18 protein-coding genes are annotated in these 16,042 nt (G+C 65.2%); 12 read left to right on the plus strand and 6 right to left on the minus strand.

Translation table 11 applies throughout. From position 1 onward, the window contains the following. The first annotated feature begins 84 nt into the window (after positions 1 to 84). The 7 genes from RPS27_RS01470 to RPS27_RS01500 all read left to right on the plus strand — a co-directional run bounded on the left by RPS27_RS01470 (position 85) and on the right by RPS27_RS01500 (position 6,178). Positions 85 to 357, plus strand: a complete 273-nt coding sequence (locus RPS27_RS01470) for a hypothetical protein (protein ID WP_212067256.1) — start codon at positions 85 to 87, stop codon at positions 355 to 357. A gap of 367 nt (positions 358 to 724) precedes the next feature. After that, on the plus strand, positions 725 to 1,390 hold the full coding sequence (locus RPS27_RS01475; RefSeq protein WP_212067255.1) for a flagellar hook assembly protein FlgD: 666 nt from the start codon (positions 725 to 727) through the stop codon (positions 1,388 to 1,390). Positions 1,391 to 1,436: 46 nt separating this feature from the next. Continuing rightward, the gene (gene flgE, locus RPS27_RS01480) at positions 1,437 to 2,702 is read left to right on the plus strand and encodes a flagellar hook protein FlgE (RefSeq protein ID WP_194404102.1); all 1,266 of its coding nucleotides are present in this window, start codon (positions 1,437 to 1,439) and stop codon (positions 2,700 to 2,702) included. Positions 2,703 to 2,705: 3 nt separating this feature from the next. Beyond that, positions 2,706 to 2,966 (plus strand): hypothetical protein, encoded by a 261-nt coding sequence (locus tag RPS27_RS01485; RefSeq protein WP_194404101.1) that lies wholly within the window; start codon positions 2,706 to 2,708, stop codon positions 2,964 to 2,966. Positions 2,967 to 3,038: 72 nt separating this feature from the next. Next, on the plus strand, positions 3,039 to 3,458 hold the full coding sequence (locus RPS27_RS01490) for a flagellar protein FlgN (RefSeq protein ID WP_212067425.1): 420 nt from the start codon (positions 3,039 to 3,041) through the stop codon (positions 3,456 to 3,458). An 18-nt stretch (positions 3,459 to 3,476) separates the two neighbouring features. Then, the gene (gene flgK, locus RPS27_RS01495; protein ID WP_313753852.1) at positions 3,477 to 5,249 is read left to right on the plus strand and encodes a flagellar hook-associated protein FlgK; all 1,773 of its coding nucleotides are present in this window, start codon (positions 3,477 to 3,479) and stop codon (positions 5,247 to 5,249) included. A gap of 17 nt (positions 5,250 to 5,266) precedes the next feature. Next, on the plus strand, positions 5,267 to 6,178 hold the full coding sequence (locus RPS27_RS01500) for a flagellin (protein ID WP_212067253.1): 912 nt from the start codon (positions 5,267 to 5,269) through the stop codon (positions 6,176 to 6,178). Between the two features lie 5 nt (positions 6,179 to 6,183). On the opposite strand, the gene RPS27_RS01505 is transcribed toward RPS27_RS01500, so the two are convergent. The 3 genes from RPS27_RS01505 to RPS27_RS01515 form a co-directional block, all read right to left on the minus strand. Further along, on the minus strand, positions 6,184 to 7,752 hold the full coding sequence (locus RPS27_RS01505; protein ID WP_212067252.1) for an AMP-binding protein: 1,569 nt from the start codon (positions 7,750 to 7,752) through the stop codon (positions 6,184 to 6,186). A gap of 33 nt (positions 7,753 to 7,785) precedes the next feature. After that, on the minus strand, positions 7,786 to 8,421 hold the full coding sequence (gene upp, locus RPS27_RS01510) for a uracil phosphoribosyltransferase (RefSeq protein ID WP_106948511.1): 636 nt from the start codon (positions 8,419 to 8,421) through the stop codon (positions 7,786 to 7,788). A gap of 69 nt (positions 8,422 to 8,490) precedes the next feature. Next, on the minus strand, positions 8,491 to 9,231 hold the full coding sequence (locus RPS27_RS01515; RefSeq protein WP_313753853.1) for a crotonase/enoyl-CoA hydratase family protein: 741 nt from the start codon (positions 9,229 to 9,231) through the stop codon (positions 8,491 to 8,493). Positions 9,232 to 9,316: 85 nt separating this feature from the next. On the opposite strand from RPS27_RS01515, the gene RPS27_RS01520 reads away from it, so the two are divergent. Then, positions 9,317 to 9,898, plus strand: a complete 582-nt coding sequence (locus tag RPS27_RS01520) for a TetR/AcrR family transcriptional regulator (RefSeq protein WP_211416157.1) — start codon at positions 9,317 to 9,319, stop codon at positions 9,896 to 9,898. Here RPS27_RS01520 and RPS27_RS01525 read toward each other — a convergent pair. From RPS27_RS01525 to RPS27_RS01535, 3 genes are read right to left on the minus strand one after another with little or no spacing between them, the layout of a single operon-like run. After that, positions 9,895 to 10,023: a hypothetical protein gene (locus tag RPS27_RS01525; RefSeq protein WP_256438865.1), complete on the minus strand. Its 129-nt coding sequence runs from the start codon at positions 10,021 to 10,023 to the stop codon at positions 9,895 to 9,897. The two genes, RPS27_RS01520 and RPS27_RS01525, sit on opposite strands and share 4 nt — an antisense overlap. A gap of 15 nt (positions 10,024 to 10,038) precedes the next feature. Further along, positions 10,039 to 10,230 carry a hypothetical protein gene (locus tag RPS27_RS01530; protein ID WP_211416158.1) on the minus strand — a complete coding sequence of 64 codons (192 nt, stop codon included), beginning with the start codon at positions 10,228 to 10,230 and terminating at the stop codon, positions 10,039 to 10,041. 24 nt (positions 10,231 to 10,254) lie between these two features. Then, positions 10,255 to 10,722: a hypothetical protein gene (locus RPS27_RS01535; RefSeq protein WP_211416159.1), complete on the minus strand. Its 468-nt coding sequence runs from the start codon at positions 10,720 to 10,722 to the stop codon at positions 10,255 to 10,257. A gap of 653 nt (positions 10,723 to 11,375) precedes the next feature. On the opposite strand from RPS27_RS01535, the gene RPS27_RS01540 reads away from it, so the two are divergent. The 4 genes from RPS27_RS01540 (at position 11,376) to RPS27_RS01555 (ending at position 16,039) form a co-directional block, all read left to right on the plus strand. Continuing rightward, positions 11,376 to 11,465, plus strand: coding sequence for a K(+)-transporting ATPase subunit F (locus RPS27_RS01540; protein ID WP_018641117.1), 90 nt, complete (start codon positions 11,376 to 11,378; stop codon positions 11,463 to 11,465). A gap of 112 nt (positions 11,466 to 11,577) precedes the next feature. Continuing rightward, positions 11,578 to 13,281 carry a potassium-transporting ATPase subunit KdpA gene (gene kdpA / locus RPS27_RS01545; RefSeq protein WP_211416160.1) on the plus strand — a complete coding sequence of 568 codons (1,704 nt, stop codon included), beginning with the start codon at positions 11,578 to 11,580 and terminating at the stop codon, positions 13,279 to 13,281. Positions 13,282 to 13,303: 22 nt separating this feature from the next. Beyond that, positions 13,304 to 15,421, plus strand: a complete 2,118-nt coding sequence (kdpB, locus tag RPS27_RS01550) for a potassium-transporting ATPase subunit KdpB (RefSeq protein ID WP_212067251.1) — start codon at positions 13,304 to 13,306, stop codon at positions 15,419 to 15,421. Positions 15,422 to 15,433: 12 nt separating this feature from the next. Next, positions 15,434 to 16,039: a K(+)-transporting ATPase subunit C gene (locus RPS27_RS01555; protein WP_212067250.1), complete on the plus strand. Its 606-nt coding sequence runs from the start codon at positions 15,434 to 15,436 to the stop codon at positions 16,037 to 16,039. The last annotated feature ends 3 nt before the right edge of the window (positions 16,040 to 16,042 follow it).

Raw genomic sequence — 16,042 nt, forward strand, 5'->3', positions numbered from 1 at the left:
TGGCGCCGCAGTTCGCCGAAATCCGGTTTTCGCCGCGCTTGCAATGCTTTATGACAGGCCTGACCGAAGCAGGATCGGCAGGCGATGGACGTCACCAAGTTTGAGGAACTGATCGACCGGCTGGGCGAGGATCTTTCCCGCTGGCCCGAGGATCGGCGCGTGCCTGCGCAAGAGCTGTTGGCGCGATCGCCCGCGGCGCAGGCCCTGCTCGAAGAGGCGATCACCTTGCGCCGCGCGCTTGCGGCGCCGACCGTCCGCGCGCCCGCAGGCCTCGCCGACCGCATCGTCGCCGCTGCTGCCAAGATGAAGGACGATGCCGCCGAGCCCCGCACGGAAGGTGAGACGGCGGGGAGCTGACACGTCTTGCTGATACCGAACACCACGCGAGGTCGTCATGCCCGGGCTTGTCCCGGGCATCCCCGTTCTTCGTGCTGCGCGGCGACGCGTGGATGGCCCGGGACAAGCCCGGCCATGACGTCGCGGAGGCGTTAATGCTCGTGCTCGCGAGCAAGCAAGTTGTGGTGTGGCCTCGTCGCAGCAACGGACTAATTTGATCATCGCATTCTAGCGCGCATACACGGCAGATTTTGCCGTGTCGAAAGCGGTTTTCGCGCAGGTAAATCCGCGCCTGAATCCGCCCGCCCACCCGTTTCATCAGCACACAGATTTCAAGCGCGCCGGCCGGCATCTGGTCGCCGGCAGCGCGGGAAAGCCGGAGTTTCTGATGACCGTTTCCGCCGTGAGTTCCGCAACGACTGCGACCACCACGACATCGTCGTCGAGCGCGTCGTCCTCGTCGTCGCTGACGTCCAGCGACTTCCTCAGCCTGCTGGTCAGCGAGCTTCAGAACCAGGATCCGCTGAACGCGACCTCGACCACCGACTTCATCAATCAACTCACCTCCTACGCCAATTTCACCCAGCAGCAGTCGATCAACTCCAACATGTCGTCGCTGGCGAGTTCGTTCTCGAGCCTCGTGACGCTGAACTCGGTGAACTATATCGGCCACACCGTGGAGGCGAAGACCGATACCTCGACACTCAGCAACGGCTCGGCGAGCTTCGGCTACTCGCTGTCCTCGGCTGCATCTGATGTTTCGATCAGCATCTCGGACTCCTCGGGTAACGTCGTCTACACCGGCACGGGAACGGGCAATTCCGGCTCCAACAGCTTCACCTGGGACGGCAAGGATTCCGGCGGCAACCAGCTCTCCGACGGCGGCCAGTACACCATCTCGGTGACCGCGACCGACTCCGCAGGCAACTCGGTGCTCAACTACACGACCGTCACCGGCACGGTGACCGGCATCGACACCTCGACCTCGACGCCCTCGCTCACGGTGAACGGTGTTGCCGTCAGCGCCGCGAACATCCTCGGCGTCACGTCTTGATCCCAAGTTCCTGTCTTAACGTTCCCGATTTCCTCGGAGTTTCATCATGAGTCTCACCGGCGCATTGTCCTCGGCGATCTCGGCGCTCAGCGCCCAGAGCCAATCCCTGTCGATGATCAGCGACAACATCGCCAATTCCGACACGACCGGCTACAAGACGACGTCGGCCATGTTCGACGCGCTGGTGACGGCCTCCAGCAACACGACCTCCTACGCCTCGGGCGGCGTCACCGTTTCGGGGCGCGCCAACATCACCCAGCAAGGCCTGCTCGCGGCGACCTCCAACGCCACCGACGTCGCGATCCAGGGCTCGGGCTTCTTCGTGGTGACCGACGCCACGTCCGGCGGCACAGTCGCCTATACCCGCAACGGCGCCTTCTCGATCAACAATGCCGGCTATCTCGAGAGCAACGGCTATTACCTCGAGGGCTGGCGTACCGACGCGGACGGCAACGTCGTCGGCAGTGAATCGGCGAGCAATCTCGGGGCGATCAACACCCAGGTCGCATCGACCAGCGGCAGCGCCACCACCAAGACCACGATCGCGGCGAACCTGCCTTCGGATGCCGCAACCGGCGATACCTACACCAGCTCGATGACGGTCTACGATTCGCTCGGCGCCGCAAACACGATGCAGATCACCTGGAGCAAGACCGGCACCAACACCTGGAGTGCCAGCTTTGCCAATCCGACGTCGGCCTCGGACACGACGACTGCGACGGGCACGGCCTCGGGCACCATCGACATCACCTTCAACAGCGACGGATCGCTCGCCAGCACGAGCCCGGATCCCGCGACAATTGCCGTGACGGGCTGGACCGATGGCGCCGCCGACAGCACGATCACGCTCGATCTCGGCACCGTCGGAGGCACCGACGGCCTGACCCAATACGCTTCCGGCGAGACCACGCCTGACGTCAACGTCACCAGCATCGATTCCGACGGTCTGTCCTATGGCAAGCTGTCCAGCATCTCGATCGGCAAGAACGGCGTCGTCGACGCCACCTATTCCAACGGCGAGACTATCGCGATCTACAAGATCGCGGTCGCGACCTTCGCCGATCCCAACGGACTGGCCGCTTCCAGCAACGGCATTTATTCGGCGACCGTGACGTCGGGCAACGCCGCGTTACAGGCCTCAGGCGAGAACGGCGCGGGCACGGTCTACGGCAGCGAGCTGGAGTCGTCGACCACCGACACCTCCAGCCAATTCTCGAGCATGATTTCGGCGCAGCAGGCCTATTCCGCAGCGTCGCAAGTGATCTCCACCGTCAACAAGATGTACGACACGCTGATCTCGGCGATGAGGTGAGCGATGCAGGGCGAAAGCGCGAGTGCTGCCGGAGAAGCGCTGCTGCGCCGGCTGCGGCGGTTGGTGGCGCGGGCCGCGACGGTCGGGAGCGGTGACCGCAAGCAGTTGCTCGCGCTCCTCGACGATTTCGAGATGGTTCGCCGCGGCCTCCTGCGCGAATGCGCTGAGATCGAAGGGCAGATGAAACAGGCAACCGCCAGGACGACCGCGATCGGCGCCTATTTGCGCAGTTCACAAGCCGGCCGCGGCAAGCCGCACAATTAGAAGGCGATGACGATGACCCTAGTCCAAACCGAAAGCAAAGCCAAAAATCAGGCCTACAGCCAGTCCGCGGGGATGAGCGATGCCCGGATCAAGTCGCTGATCACGCTGATCGATACGCTGACCGCGCTGGTTGCGACGGAGAATGCAGAGCTCGCCAAGGGCCTGCCCGCCTCGCGCCTGAAGCAGGTCGACGAGAAGAACCGGCTGGCAGAGATGTTCGAGCGCACGGTGGCGGAATGCGCGGCGGGCAACACCAACCTGAACGTCAGGGACCGCATCCTGCGCGAGCAGCTCCTGGAGCGGATCCTGAACCTGCGTGCGGCGATGGACGAGAACCTGCTGCGCCTGCGGGCGGCGATCGAGGCCAGCAACCGCCGGATCGAGGCGGTCATGCAGGCGATCCGCGAGCAGATCGCGGCGGTGTCGCCCTATGGCGCCTCCGGCCGGCTCGCCGCTCGCGCGGTTTCCAGCGGCACCAGCCGCAGCGCCTGACCAGCCGAGGAGGCCGCCGTGTCACTCGATATCGCGCGATCCATCGCCTTCAGCGGGCTCTCGGCCACGTCCGTGCAGATCAGCGTGACGTCGTCGAACATCTCGAACGCCGACACGACCGGCTATACCGCGAAGACCGCGAACCAGTCGAGCAGCGTGACCAATGGCGTCGGCACCGGCGTCACGGTGACGGGCATCACCTCGACCGTCGACAAGCTGCTGCTGAAATCGCTGATCGCCGCGACCTCCGAGCTCGGATCGGCGGACACCACGAATACCTACCTGACGTCGCTCGGAAAGCTCTACGGATCGACCAGCAGCACCGACTCATCGTCAACAGGGACCTCGCTCGCCAACAGCATCGCCTCGCTGGAATCGGCGCTGTCGTCGCTGGCGAGTTCGCCGGGCAGCGCCTCTCTGCAATCCAACGTGGTCAGCGCACTCGATGATGTCGCCAGTCAGTTGCGGGAGACCTCGAGCAGCATCCAGAAGCTCCGCGCCGGCGCCGACCAGGACATCGCGTCCGCGATCGACGACGTCAATACCGACCTGCAGCAGATCGCGGATCTGAACGCAGAGATCAAGCAGACGGCGGCGGCGGGCCAGTCGACCGCGGACCTCGAGGACCAGCGCAACACCGCGCTGCAGGACCTCGCCTCGAAGATGAACGTCAACTATTTCACCGCGTCGAACGGCGATATCCAGATCTACACCAAGTCCGGCCAGGCGCTGGTCGACAGCTCTACGCATGAGATCGGCTATACGGCCGCTTCCAACGTGACGGCGTCGACGACGTACACCGCCGGTTCCTCGTCGAGCGGCTTCAGTGCGATCACGGTGAACGGTGTCGACATCACCTCGCAGATATCGGGTGGAGACATTGGGGCGCTCATCACGCTGCGCGACAAGACGCTGCCGGACGCGCAGTCCCAGCTCGACCAGCTTGCCCAGCAGCTCGCTTCAGTGATGAACAGCGTCTCGAACAGCGCGTCCGCAGTGCCGGCGCCGACCAGCCTCACCGGTACGGCCAGCGTCACCAGCGGCACGGCGCTGTCCGCCTCGGGCACGGTGCGTCTTGCCGTTACCGACCAGGGCGGCAATCTGGTCTCGTACGGCGATCTCGAGCTGTCGTCCTATTCCACGGTCGGTGACCTCGTCACCGCCATCAACGGCATTTCCGGATTGTCGGCCTCGATCGATGCAGACGGCCATCTCTCGATCGCGGCGACCGGCTCGGGCAACGGTGTCGCCGTCAACCAGATGACGAGCTCGGTCGGCAGCGCGGGGGAGGGGTTTTCGGAGTATTTCGGCCTCAACGACCTCATGACGGGAACGAGCGCGGCGGATATCGCGGTCAACAGCAAGATCCTGTCCGGGGTGAACGAGATTCAGCTCGCGACGCTGGATTCCTCGTCGAGCCTGACCGTCGGCAGCAGCGTGCTGTCGTCCGGTTCGACCAGCGTGGTCAACGCCTTCTACGACGCGCTGACGGAATCCCGGACCTTCGCATCCACCGGCGGCCTTGCGGCCACCACCGGCTCCTTGGCCGATTATGCCTCGGCCATCGTGGCCGACGTCGCCAGCAAGGCGTCGCGGGCGTCTGACACTTACACGGCAAAGGAAACCGCGCAGTCGACCTATGCCAACTCGTTGTCCTCGCAATCCGGCGTCAACCTGGACGAGGAATCCGCCAAGCTCAGCACGCTTCAGAACAAATACACCGCGGCGTCCGCGCTGATCCAGGCCGTCAACACCATGTATTCGGCGCTGCTGTCCGCCGTTCAATCGTAACAGCCGGGGGCACGCTCATGGTCGCGATGCGGGTCGCCACCTTCGCGCAGTCGAACAGGATGATCGCGGACGCGATGCGCGTCGAGTCGGTGATGGCCAACAAGCAGATCCAGGAATCGACGGGGGTGATCTCGACCGATTTCGGCGGTTACGGCTCGGACGCGCAGCATGTCGTCAACCTCCAGGTCTCGGTCACGCGTGCACAGTCTTATGTCGACGCTGCGACGCTCGCCGACAGCAGGATCCAGGTGATGTATTCCGCCATCGGCTCCATGACCGACATCCTTACCCAGCTCCGTTCCCAGCTCAGCGCCGCTTCGACCGGCAGCTCGACCGAGACCAATTCGGTGATCACCACCGCCCAGCAGATGCTGCAGGAGATGGGCTCGCTGATGAACACGCAATACGACGGCCAGTATGTGTTCGCCGGCGGCAAGACCGATACGGCGCCGGTCGATCTCACGAGCTTCTCGTCCGGGACCGGTTCGACGACGACGGCCGACACCAGCTACTACGAGGGCGACGACGAGATCGCTTCGGTTCGGGTTGCCTCGGATGAGACGGTGTCGTACGGCGTCACCGCCGACAATTCGGCGTTCGAGGAGGTCATGCGGGTCCTCAAATTCGTCGCGAACAGCACCACGCTGTCGTCCTCGGACATTTCCAGCGCGCTCGATCTTACCGGCATGGCGCTCGACGACACCGCCGCGGTGCAGGCCCGGCTCTCGAATGCGGCGTCCTCGATCGAGACGGCGAGTGCCCGCCAGGCCGACTACAAGAGCTATGCCGAAACGTTGTCGAATGACCTCACCGGTGTCGACGTCGCCGCCATCACGGCGCAGCTGTCGACCTACCAGGCACAGCTCACCGCGTCCTATTCGGCGCTGGCCAAGATCCTGAGCATCAATCTCGCGAGCTACCTGAAATAGCGCGGCTATTCGGCGGCGATCCGCTCCATCGCCATGGCGCGCAGCCTGGCGCGTTGGATCTTCACGCCGTTCGCGCTGTCGGTGACGGGAAAGGAATCCACGAGATAGATTCGCGCCGGCACCTTGTAGCCGGCGAGCCGCTGGCGCAGATGCGTGATCAACGTCTCCTGCATGGGCGGCTCCCTTGCAGGAATCACGAACGCGACGCAGCGCGCCTGGCCCTTCAGATCGACTGCAACCACCTGCGCATCCGTCACGCCGGCACAGGATTTGAGTTCGTCCTCGATCTCGCCGGGCGCGACGAGGAAGCCGCCGAGCCGCATGGCATCGCCCGCGCGGGTCTCGTAGACGAAGGAGCCGTCGCCACGCAGCCGGCCGATATCGCCGGTGCGGAAGAACCCGTCCGCGGTGATCGCCTCGCGCGTCGCCTCCGGATTGTTGAAATAGCCGAGGAAGCGCGACGGCGCGCTGATCTCGATCTCGCCGGAGACGCCGCTGGCCGCAAGCGCGCCGGTCTCGGTGTCGCGCACACGCACGTGCGCGTCGGACGACATCGGCCAGCCGCCGCCCTCGATGCGGTCGGCGAAGGCATCGCCAGGCCGCGCGATCGAGAACAACGCCTGGACCTCGCTCGAGCCGTAGAGGCCGAACAGCGGCAGGCCGCGCGCCTCGGCCTCCGCGGCAAGCTCGCGCCAACCGGGCTGGAAGGCGGCGAAGCCGCACGTTTCCAGATGCGGGAATGGACGCGGCGCATTGGTGAGGGCGAGAAGGCGCCGGAACATCTCGTCGGAGCCGAAGGCGTGCGTGATCCCTTGCGTGCTGAGAATCTTCAGCGCCGGTGCCGCCTCGAAGGCATCGAGCACATGAATGGTTGCACCGGCTGCGACGAAGCCGAGCAGGCTGGTCATGCCAAAGGTGCCGCAGAACGGCAGCATGGCCAGCAGCGCATGACGCTGCGGTGAGAGCTTCAGGGCCTTGGCAACGGTGACGGCATGGCCCGCCAGTGTCCGCTGCGAATGCGCCACGAGCTTCGGTCCCTTGGTGGTGCCCGATGTCGTGTAAAGGAGCACCGGCAGGTCGATGTCGTCTTGGGGAGGGGGCGGATAGGATCCGTCGAAGGCATCGAAGCGCACACAGGGCCAATGCGCGGGGATCGCGTCCGCGCCGACCATTGCGAGCTTCTGCAGAGCGGGCACCTCATCCCTGGCGATGCCGGCAAGGATTGCGGCAAAATCGATCGAGCGGAATGCGGCCTCGACCACCATCAGCCTGGCGCCGGACAGCCGAAGCAGATGCGCGACTTCCGCACTGCGGTAACGCGTATTGACCGCGGCGACGATCGCACCACAGCGGGCGGCGGCGAACAGCAGCGCGAGCCACTCGATCCGGTTGACCAGCCAGACCGCGACCACGTCCCCCTTGCCGATGCCTTGCGCAGCGAGCCAGGCGGCGGTCTGCTCAACCTTCTCCGAGAACTGCGCGCGCGAGACCGGCGTGCCGTCGAAGACGAAGGCGGGGTCAGCGGCGGCCTCTGTCCGGATCAGCGATTGCAGCGAAAACGCATTGGTACTCATGGCAAGCGGAGTAACCCGATCGCGCAAATCTGTCTACTTGGTACCGAACATCCGGTCGCCGGCATCGCCCAGGCCCGGCACGATGTAGCCGTGATCGTTGAGCCGCTCGTCGATCGCGGCGGTCCAGATCGGCACATCAGGATGCTCGCTCTGGAATTGCGCGATGCCCTCGGGCGCCGCCAGAAGGCAGACGAAGCGGATGTCGCGGGCGCCGCGGGCCTTGAGCAGGGAGGCGCCGGCGCAGGCCGAATTGCCCGTCGCCAGCATCGGGTCCATCAGGATCACGGTGCGGTCGGAAAGGTCCTGCGGCGCCTTGAAGTAATATTCCACGGCCTGCAATGTCTCGGGATCGCGGTAGAGCCCGATATGGGCGATGCGCGCGGAGGGCATCAGCGCCAGCATGCCATCGAGGAAGCCGACGCCGGCGCGCAGGATCGGCGCCAGCGTGAGCTTCTTGCCGGCGATCTTGGGCGCCCGCATCGGCGCGATCGGTGTCTCGATCTCGACCAGCTCCAGCGGCAAATCGCGCGTCACCTCGTAGGCGAGCAGCATCCCGATCTCGTTCAGGATCTCGCGAAAGCTCTTGGTCGAGCGATCCTTCTCCCGCATCAGGGAGAGCTTGTGCTGGACCAGGGGGTGGGCGACGACGTTGACATTGCCTGTGCTCATGAAACCGATCTACACGTTTCCCCCAAGTTGCGCCAGATCGCCGGGTCTTTTCCGAGGGGGCAGGTGGCTTCAACCGGGCACCGCCACGGCGCTGCGGGCGCGATTGCTCGCCGCGTAGGCAGCCCTGGTCAACTCGCGGTCGATCGCCGCGCGCATCGCATCCATCGCGGGCTCGCGCAGGCGCTTCTTCGCGATCGCGTGCGACGGCCTGTGGATGGCGCGTAGCGCTGCGATGGTCTCCGCAAGGGCGTCGTCGATGGCTTCCGGCGGAACCACACGATCGAGGAAGCCTGCGGTCAGCGCATCCTCGGGCTCGTACATTTCACCCAGCGTGACGGTGCGGCTGAGCCAGGCCGGATGCAGGCGGCTGCGCGCCAGCTCGATGGCAAAGCTCGGCGGCGCGATGCCGATCGCGACCTCGTTCAGCCCCATGCGGTGCGGCCCGCGCGCACCCAGCCTGACGTCGCAGGCGAGCAGCAGGAACGTTCCCATCGGGAAGGCATGGCCCTCCATCACGCCGATCACCGGGTGCGGATGAGACATCAGCCGCAGCGCCAGCTCGGCGCCGGCGCGGACCATCTCGAGACTCTTTGCGGCATCGCCCGAGGCGAACACCTTGAGATCGAAGCCGGCGGAGAAGATGCCGGGCCGTGCCGAGCGCAGCACCACGATCTCGGCTTCCTTTTCGGCCCGGTCGAAGGCGGCGCCGATCGCGGCCAGCATGCTGGTCGACATCACATTGACCTTGCCGTCGTCGAGCCCGATCCGCGCGACGCCATCGTTCACCTCGAAGCTCACTCCGACTGCCATTTGCCTCTCCCGTCATGGACCAGTCTTGACTGTCGGAGGCTGATGTAGACCAATCAATATAATTTCGTACGAGGGGGAAAGCGCCATGCCGGCCGTGCCGAAACACCGCCAGCCCATCATCAATGCCGCGGTGACGCTGTTCCGCCGCCAGGGCTTTGCCCGGACGGGCCTCAACGACATCGTCGAAGCCAGCGGAGCGCCCAAGGGATCGCTCTACCATTACTTTCCGGACGGAAAGTCCTCGATTGCGGTGGCGGCGGTGGAGGAGGCGGGCCGCCGCGTCGCGGCGACGGTCGCCCAGCTTGCGGAGCAGTGCGGCTCGACCGCCGAGCTCTTGCGTGCCCACGCGAGACTGTTGGCAGGCTGGATGCAGGTCTCCGGTTTCCGCAACGGCTGCCCGATCACGACCGTGCTGCTCGAGCTTGCGCCGCGCGAACGGGCCGTCTCCGAGGCCGGTCGCAAGGCCTATGCGGCGCGGATATCGCTCCTGCGCGACAAGCTCGTCGCCGACGGGTTTGCCAGGTCGCGGGCGGAGACGCTTGCCGTGCTCTGCACGTCGGCCCTCCAGGGCGCGCTGATCCAGGCCCGCGTCGAGCGCAGCGGCCGGCCGATCGAGGTCACCGCGGCGGAATTGGCGCGGCTGATCGAAGCGGAACGGCGAAGCTAGACGCCGAGGCCGCGCGCCACCAGCGTGATCACGAGCGTCAGGATCGCCCCCCAGATCAGGCTCAGCGTCATGGTCAGGATGGTCACGGTGACCATCTGCTCCAGATTTCCCTTGAGGAACGGCATGGTGGTCGGTCCCCGTCAGGCGTGGAGCTGCCAAAGATGGATGGCGGCCCTCAGCGCGATCAGGGCGGTGAGCACGCTGCCCATCGAGAGCACGGCCAGCACAGGCCGCGCGAGATGCCTGAGCTGGGCGCTGCGCACTTTCGATTGTGCGGGCCGACGTTCAGCCCAGTGCGGCGGTTGTTCAGCGTGTTGTGGCAGCACCGGCATGTCCAGGGTCCTTCTGTCATAGCTTCAGCCGAAATTGTCGCAGGCGAGCGGCTCATAAAGCCGATCCCGCAGTGGGCGAACGGAAGGAACGCTCGGCCGCGTCACCTCTGCGGCCAATGCCCGGACCTCGACCAAGGCCGACAGCAGAGCCAGCGGCAGGTCGGAATGGCGCGCCTCGACCGCGGCGTCCAGCCAATCCGGCAACTCGCGTTCGCGCGATAGTGCACAATGCCACTCGCCCTCATCATAGGCGATGCGACGGACCTGCCATAGCGGCAGCTCGAGCTCCAGCAGAGCCAGCGCCCCGTCAGCCCAGGCCCCGGCATCGATCAGGCGCATGAGGCGTGTGGTGCGTTCGCTTTGGCCGAGCGAGCGGACGCGCGGGCAGGCCTTGTCGATGATTTCGAGCATCAACGGGCGTGTCATCCCTGCGGCCGCGCGAAGGTGCTGGCTGAGCGAAGGTGGGTCGAGGCGTCGGAGAATGGCGATCATGTCTGACCTCCTGGAACTGGCGTCGGTCAGTCGGCCGGCACCGCCAAGATGGCCGGGGAGGGCATTTGAAAGCGAGATGGGGATCGGGGGCGAGATATAGGAATTTCATAAGTGAGCGGGTGGGACGTGAGGGGCGTCATCAACCGCTGTCGTCTCGTGAAGCCATGGCATGAGATGTGGGCTAAGGGGCACTGAGAGGCACCACGTCGTCATGGCCGGGCTTGCCCCGGCCATCCACGGCAGCGCGAAGAACGTGGATGCCCGGGACAAGCCTGGGCATGACGACCTTGGCCGAATGTTTATGCGATTGCCACGGCTTCGCGGGGAGCCAGCGGGACATTTGGCGAGATCGTGGCTCAATCGAGCCACCGCCCGGCCTTTATGAGATTCCTATAACGTCGCCATAGCCCTCATCTCGAAAACCTATGCCCGCGCTGGCACTTCAGCACGGTCGAAAGTCCCGGCAGCCACCGCGCAAATATCTTCCATCTTCTGCGCGCGGCCGTCGGGCCCCCGAGAAAGGTTGCGTCCGCTTGGGGCGCAACGAGGAGCAATCCCATGATGGACATTCTGATGCTGGCGCTGGGCTTCGGCTTCTTTGCCCTTGCGATCGGCTACACCTACGCCTGCGAACGGCTGTGAGGGAGCGGACCATGATCTTCGATTATGCGCTCGCTGGTGCCGTCTCGTTCGGTCTGCTGGTCTATCTCACCTACGCGCTGCTGCGGCCCGAGCGGTTCTGACCCGTGCTGCTGATTGTCGAACTATTGCTGGCGGACGCCGTGCTCGTCGCCGGCCTGCTGGCGCTGCTGCTGCCGCTGCTGCGGCGGACACCAAGCTTGAAGGGTTGATTCCATGACCATGATCGGTTGGCTCCAGATCATTCTGTTCTGTGTCGTCATTGTCGCACTCACAAAGCCGCTCGGCTGGTACATGACGCGCGTGTTCGGCGGCGAGCGGACGTTCCTGTCGCCGGTGCTGCGGCCGATCGAGGCTGGCATCTATTGGATCTCCGGCGTGGACGAGAAGCGCGAACAGCACTGGCTGACCTACACGGTCGCCATGCTGCTGTTTCATGTCGGCGGCTTCCTCGTCATTTACGGCGTGATGCGGCTCCAGGCCGTGTTGCCGTTCAATCCCGCTGGACAAGGCGCGGTTGCCGAAGATCTTTCCTTCAACACTGCGGTCTCCTTCATCACCAACACCAACTGGCAAAACTACGGCGGCGAAAGCACGCTGTCCTATCTGACCCAGATGGTCGGCCTGACGCATCAGAACTTCCTGTCGGCGGCGACCGGCATCGCGTTGGCGGTGGCGCTGATCCGCGGCTTCTCGCGCGCCTCGATGCGCACCGTCGGCAACTTCTGGGTCGACGTCACCCGCTGCACGCTCTATGTGCTGCTGCCGATCTGTATCGTCTACGCGCTGTTCCTGGTCTGGCAGGGCATGCCGCAGACGCTCGGAGACTACGTCGAGGCGACCACGCTCGAAGGCGCCAAGCAGACCATCGCGGTCGGCCCGGTCGCCTCGCAGGTCGCGATCAAGATGCTCGGCACCAACGGCGGCGGATTCTTCAACGCCAACGCCGCGCATCCGTTCGAGAACCCGACGGCGCTGTCGAACTTCGTGCAGATGCTCTCGATCTTCGTGCTCGGTGCTGCCCTGACCAACGTGTTCGGCCGCATGGTCGGCAACCAGCGTCAGGGCTGGGCGATCCTCGCGGTCATGGGCGTGCTGTTCCTGGCCGGCGTCGCCGTCACCTATTGGGCGGAAGCGAGCGGCACCTCGACGCTGCAGGCGCTGGGCCTGACCGGCGGCAACATGGAGGGCAAGGAGGTCCGCTTCGGCATCGTCGCGTCCTCCCTCTTCGCCGTGATCACCACGGCCGCCTCCTGCGGCGCCGTCAACGCCATGCATGACAGTTTTACGGCGCTCGGCGGCATGATTCCGCTGATCAACATCGAGCTCGGCGAAATCATCGTCGGCGGCGTCGGCGCCGGCATGTACGGCATGCTGCTGTTCGTCATCCTCGCGATCTTCGTCGCAGGCCTGATGGTCGGCCGCACCCCGGAATATGTCGGCAAGAAGATCGAGGCGCGTGAGGTCAAGATGGCGATGCTCGCGATCCTGATCCTGCCGCTGATGATCCTGGGCTGGTCGGCCGTGGCCGTGGTGCTGCCCACGGGCGTGGCCTCCATGGCCAACGCCGGCCCGCATGGCTTCTCGGAAGTGCTCTATGCCTATTCGTCGCAGACGGGCAACAACGGCTCGGCCTTCGCGGGTCTCACCGGCAACACCCCGTTCTACAACTTGACGGGTGCCTGCGCGATGTTCGTCGGCCGCTTCCTGATGATCGTGCCGGCCATGGCCATAGCCGGCTCGCTCGCGGAGAAGAAATCGATCCCGCCGTCGACGGGCACCTTTCCGACCACCGGCGGACTGTTCGTCGGCCTCGTCGTCGGCGTCATCCTCATCATGGGCGGCCTGACCTTCTTCCCGGCGCTCGCCCTCGGTCCGATCGTCGAGCATCTCGCGATGAACGCCGGTAACGTTTTCTGATCCAGCTTTCGGAGTGACCTCCATGGAACCAGTCCACAAACCCAACAAGCGCATGCCAGTCTCGGCGATGCTGGATCCCAAGATCGTGGTGCCGGCGATCGGTGCTGCCTTCACCAAGCTCGATCCGCGATCCATGATCAAGAACCCTGTGATGTTCGTGGTCGAGATCGTGGCCGCGCTGACCACTGTGATCTTCGTCCGCGACCTCGTCACCGGCGGGGAAAATCTCGCCTTCACCTTCCAGATCATTCTCTGGCTGTGGTTCACCGTGCTGTTCGCCAACCTCGCTGAAGCGGTGGCCGAAGGCCGCGGCAAGGCGCAGGCCGAGACGCTGCGCAAGACCCGCACCGAGAGCCAGGCCAAGCTTTTGAGCGGCGCGGGCCGTGATTTCAGGCTGGTGCCCGGCACGAGCCTGAAGGTCGGCGATCTCGTCCTGGTCGAGGCGGGCGATACCATTCCCTCGGACGGTGAGGTGATCGAGGGCGTCGCCTCCGTCAACGAAGCCGCCATCACCGGTGAATCGGCGCCCGTCATCCGCGAATCCGGCGGCGACCGTTCGGCTGTGACCGGCGGCACGCAGGTGCTGTCCGACTGGATCCGCGTCCGCATCACGGCGGCCCAGGGCTCGACCTTCATCGACCGCATGATCAAGCTGGTCGAGGGCGCCGAGCGGGCCAAGACGCCGAACGAGATCGCGCTCAACATCCTGCTCGCCGGCCTCACCATCATCTTCGTGTTCGCCACCGTCACCATTCCGAGCTATGCGGCCTATGCCGGCGGCTCGATCTCGGTGATCGTGCTGGTCGCGCTGTTCGTGACGCTGATCCCGACCACGATCGGCGCGCTGTTGTCCGCGATCGGCATCGCCGGCATGGACCGCCTGGTGCGCTTCAACGTGCTGGCGATGTCGGGCCGCGCGGTGGAAGCGGCCGGCGACGTCGATACGTTGCTGCTCGACAAGACCGGCACCATCACCCTCGGCAACCGGCAGGCGACCGCCTTCCGTCCGGTGCGCGGAGTGACCGAGCAGGAGCTGGCGGACGCCGCCCAGCTTGCCTCGCTCGCCGACGAAACTCCGGAAGGCCGCTCCATCGTCGTGCTGGCCAAGGAGAAGTATGGCATCCGCGGCCGCGACATGGGCGAGCTCGGGGCCACCTTCATCCCGTTCACGGCGCAGACCCGCATGAGCGGCGTCGATGCCGGCGGCTCATCGGTGCGCAAGGGTGCGGTCGATGCCATGCTGAACTATATCGGCGGCGGCGCTGTGACCGTGGTCGCATCCGGCAATACGGCGCGGGCGATGCAGCCTGCCGCGCTCTCCGAGCTCGGCCGCGAGATCCAGGGCATTGCCGACGACGTGTCGAAGTCCGGCGGTACGCCGCTGGCGGTCGCCAAGGACGGCAAGCTGCTCGGAATCGTCCAGCTCAAGGACATCGTCAAGGGCGGCATTCGCGAGCGCTTCGCCGAGCTCCGCCGCATGGGCATCCGCACCATCATGATCACCGGCGACAATCCGATGACGGCGGCCGCGATCGCGGCGGAAGCCGGTGTCGACGACTTCCTGGCGCAGGCCACCCCCGAGGACAAGCTCAAGCTGATCCGCGACGAGCAGGCCAAGGGCAAGCTGGTCGCCATGTGCGGCGACGGCACCAACGACGCGCCGGCACTTGCCCAGGCCGATGTCGGCGTCGCCATGAACACCGGCACGCAGGCCGCGCGCGAGGCCGGCAACATGGTCGATCTCGACTCCAACCCGACCAAGCTGATCGAGGTGGTCGAGATCGGCAAGCAACTGCTGATGACGCGCGGCGCGCTGACGACGTTCTCGATTGCCAACGATGTCGCCAAGTACTTTGCGATCATCCCGGCGATGTTCCTGGCGTTCTACCCTCAGCTCAACGTGCTCAACGTCATGAACTTGTCGAGCCCGCAGAGCGCCATCCTGTCGGCGATCATCTTCAACGCGCTGATCATCATCGCGCTGATCCCGCTCGCGCTGAAGGGAGTTGCTTATCGCGCGGTCGGCGCCGGTGCCCTTCTGCGCCGCAACCTTCTGGTCTACGGCTTGGGCGGCATCGTCATTCCGTTCATCGGCATCAAGGCAATCGACCTCGTGGTCACTGCCCTGCACTTGGCCTAAAGGAGGCCTGTCATGTTGAGAGAAATCCGTCCCGCCATCGTCTTGTTGCTGGCGCTCACCGCCATCACGGGACTGGCCTACCCGCTGGCAATGACCGGCATTGCCGGTGTGCTATTTCCGAAACAAGCGCAAGGCAGCCTGATCGAGAAGGACGGCAAGGTGATCGGCTCCGCCCTGATCGGACAGGAGTTCAAGGACGACAAATATTTCCACGGCCGTCCCTCGGCGACGCTGGCCCCGGACCCGAATGATTCGGCCAAGACGGTGTCGGCACCCTACAATGCCGCCAACTCCGGCGGCTCCAATCTCGGTCCGACCAGCAAGGCGCTGGCCGACCGGCTGAAGGAGGACGTGGACAAGCTCAAGGCCGAGAACCCGAGCGGGCCGGTCCCGGTCGACCTGGTGACGACCTCGGCCAGCGGCCTCGATCCCGACATCTCGCCGGAAGCGGCGCAATTCCAGGTGCCGCGCGTGGCGAAGTCGCGGAATATGCAGGAAGACGCCGTGAGGCAGCTTGTGGCTTCCAACGTTCAGGGCCGCATGCTCGGCCTGCTCGGCGAACCCCGGGTTAACGTTCTGGCGCTGAATCTCGCGCTGGATCGTGCGTCGGCGAAGTAGCGG

This window comes from Bradyrhizobium sp. WYCCWR 12699 (genome assembly GCF_032144035.1).
Classification (GTDB): domain Bacteria; phylum Pseudomonadota; class Alphaproteobacteria; order Rhizobiales; family Xanthobacteraceae; genus Bradyrhizobium.

Coding starts and splice junctions, on each gene's coding strand:
- RPS27_RS01470 (WP_212067256.1), top strand. CDS start 85: ATGGACGTCACCAAGTTTGAGGAACTGATCGACCGGCTGGGCGAGGAT.
- RPS27_RS01475 (WP_212067255.1), top strand. CDS start 725: ATGACCGTTTCCGCCGTGAGTTCCGCAACGACTGCGACCACCACGACA.
- flgE (WP_194404102.1), top strand. CDS start 1,437: ATGAGTCTCACCGGCGCATTGTCCTCGGCGATCTCGGCGCTCAGCGCC.
- RPS27_RS01485 (WP_194404101.1), top strand. CDS start 2,706: ATGCAGGGCGAAAGCGCGAGTGCTGCCGGAGAAGCGCTGCTGCGCCGG.
- RPS27_RS01490 (WP_212067425.1), top strand. CDS start 3,039: ATGAGCGATGCCCGGATCAAGTCGCTGATCACGCTGATCGATACGCTG.
- RPS27_RS01500 (WP_212067253.1), top strand. CDS start 5,267: ATGGTCGCGATGCGGGTCGCCACCTTCGCGCAGTCGAACAGGATGATC.
- RPS27_RS01505 (WP_212067252.1), bottom strand. CDS start 7,752: ATGAGTACCAATGCGTTTTCGCTGCAATCGCTGATCCGGACAGAGGCC.
- upp (WP_106948511.1), bottom strand. CDS start 8,421: ATGAGCACAGGCAATGTCAACGTCGTCGCCCACCCCCTGGTCCAGCAC.
- RPS27_RS01515 (WP_313753853.1), bottom strand. CDS start 9,231: ATGGCAGTCGGAGTGAGCTTCGAGGTGAACGATGGCGTCGCGCGGATC.
- RPS27_RS01520 (WP_211416157.1), top strand. CDS start 9,317: ATGCCGGCCGTGCCGAAACACCGCCAGCCCATCATCAATGCCGCGGTG.
- RPS27_RS01525 (WP_256438865.1), bottom strand. CDS start 10,023: ATGCCGTTCCTCAAGGGAAATCTGGAGCAGATGGTCACCGTGACCATC.
- RPS27_RS01530 (WP_211416158.1), bottom strand. CDS start 10,230: ATGCCGGTGCTGCCACAACACGCTGAACAACCGCCGCACTGGGCTGAA.
- RPS27_RS01535 (WP_211416159.1), bottom strand. CDS start 10,722: ATGATCGCCATTCTCCGACGCCTCGACCCACCTTCGCTCAGCCAGCAC.
- RPS27_RS01540 (WP_018641117.1), top strand. CDS start 11,376: ATGATCTTCGATTATGCGCTCGCTGGTGCCGTCTCGTTCGGTCTGCTG.
- kdpA (WP_211416160.1), top strand. CDS start 11,578: ATGACCATGATCGGTTGGCTCCAGATCATTCTGTTCTGTGTCGTCATT.
- kdpB (WP_212067251.1), top strand. CDS start 13,304: ATGGAACCAGTCCACAAACCCAACAAGCGCATGCCAGTCTCGGCGATG.
- RPS27_RS01555 (WP_212067250.1), top strand. CDS start 15,434: ATGTTGAGAGAAATCCGTCCCGCCATCGTCTTGTTGCTGGCGCTCACC.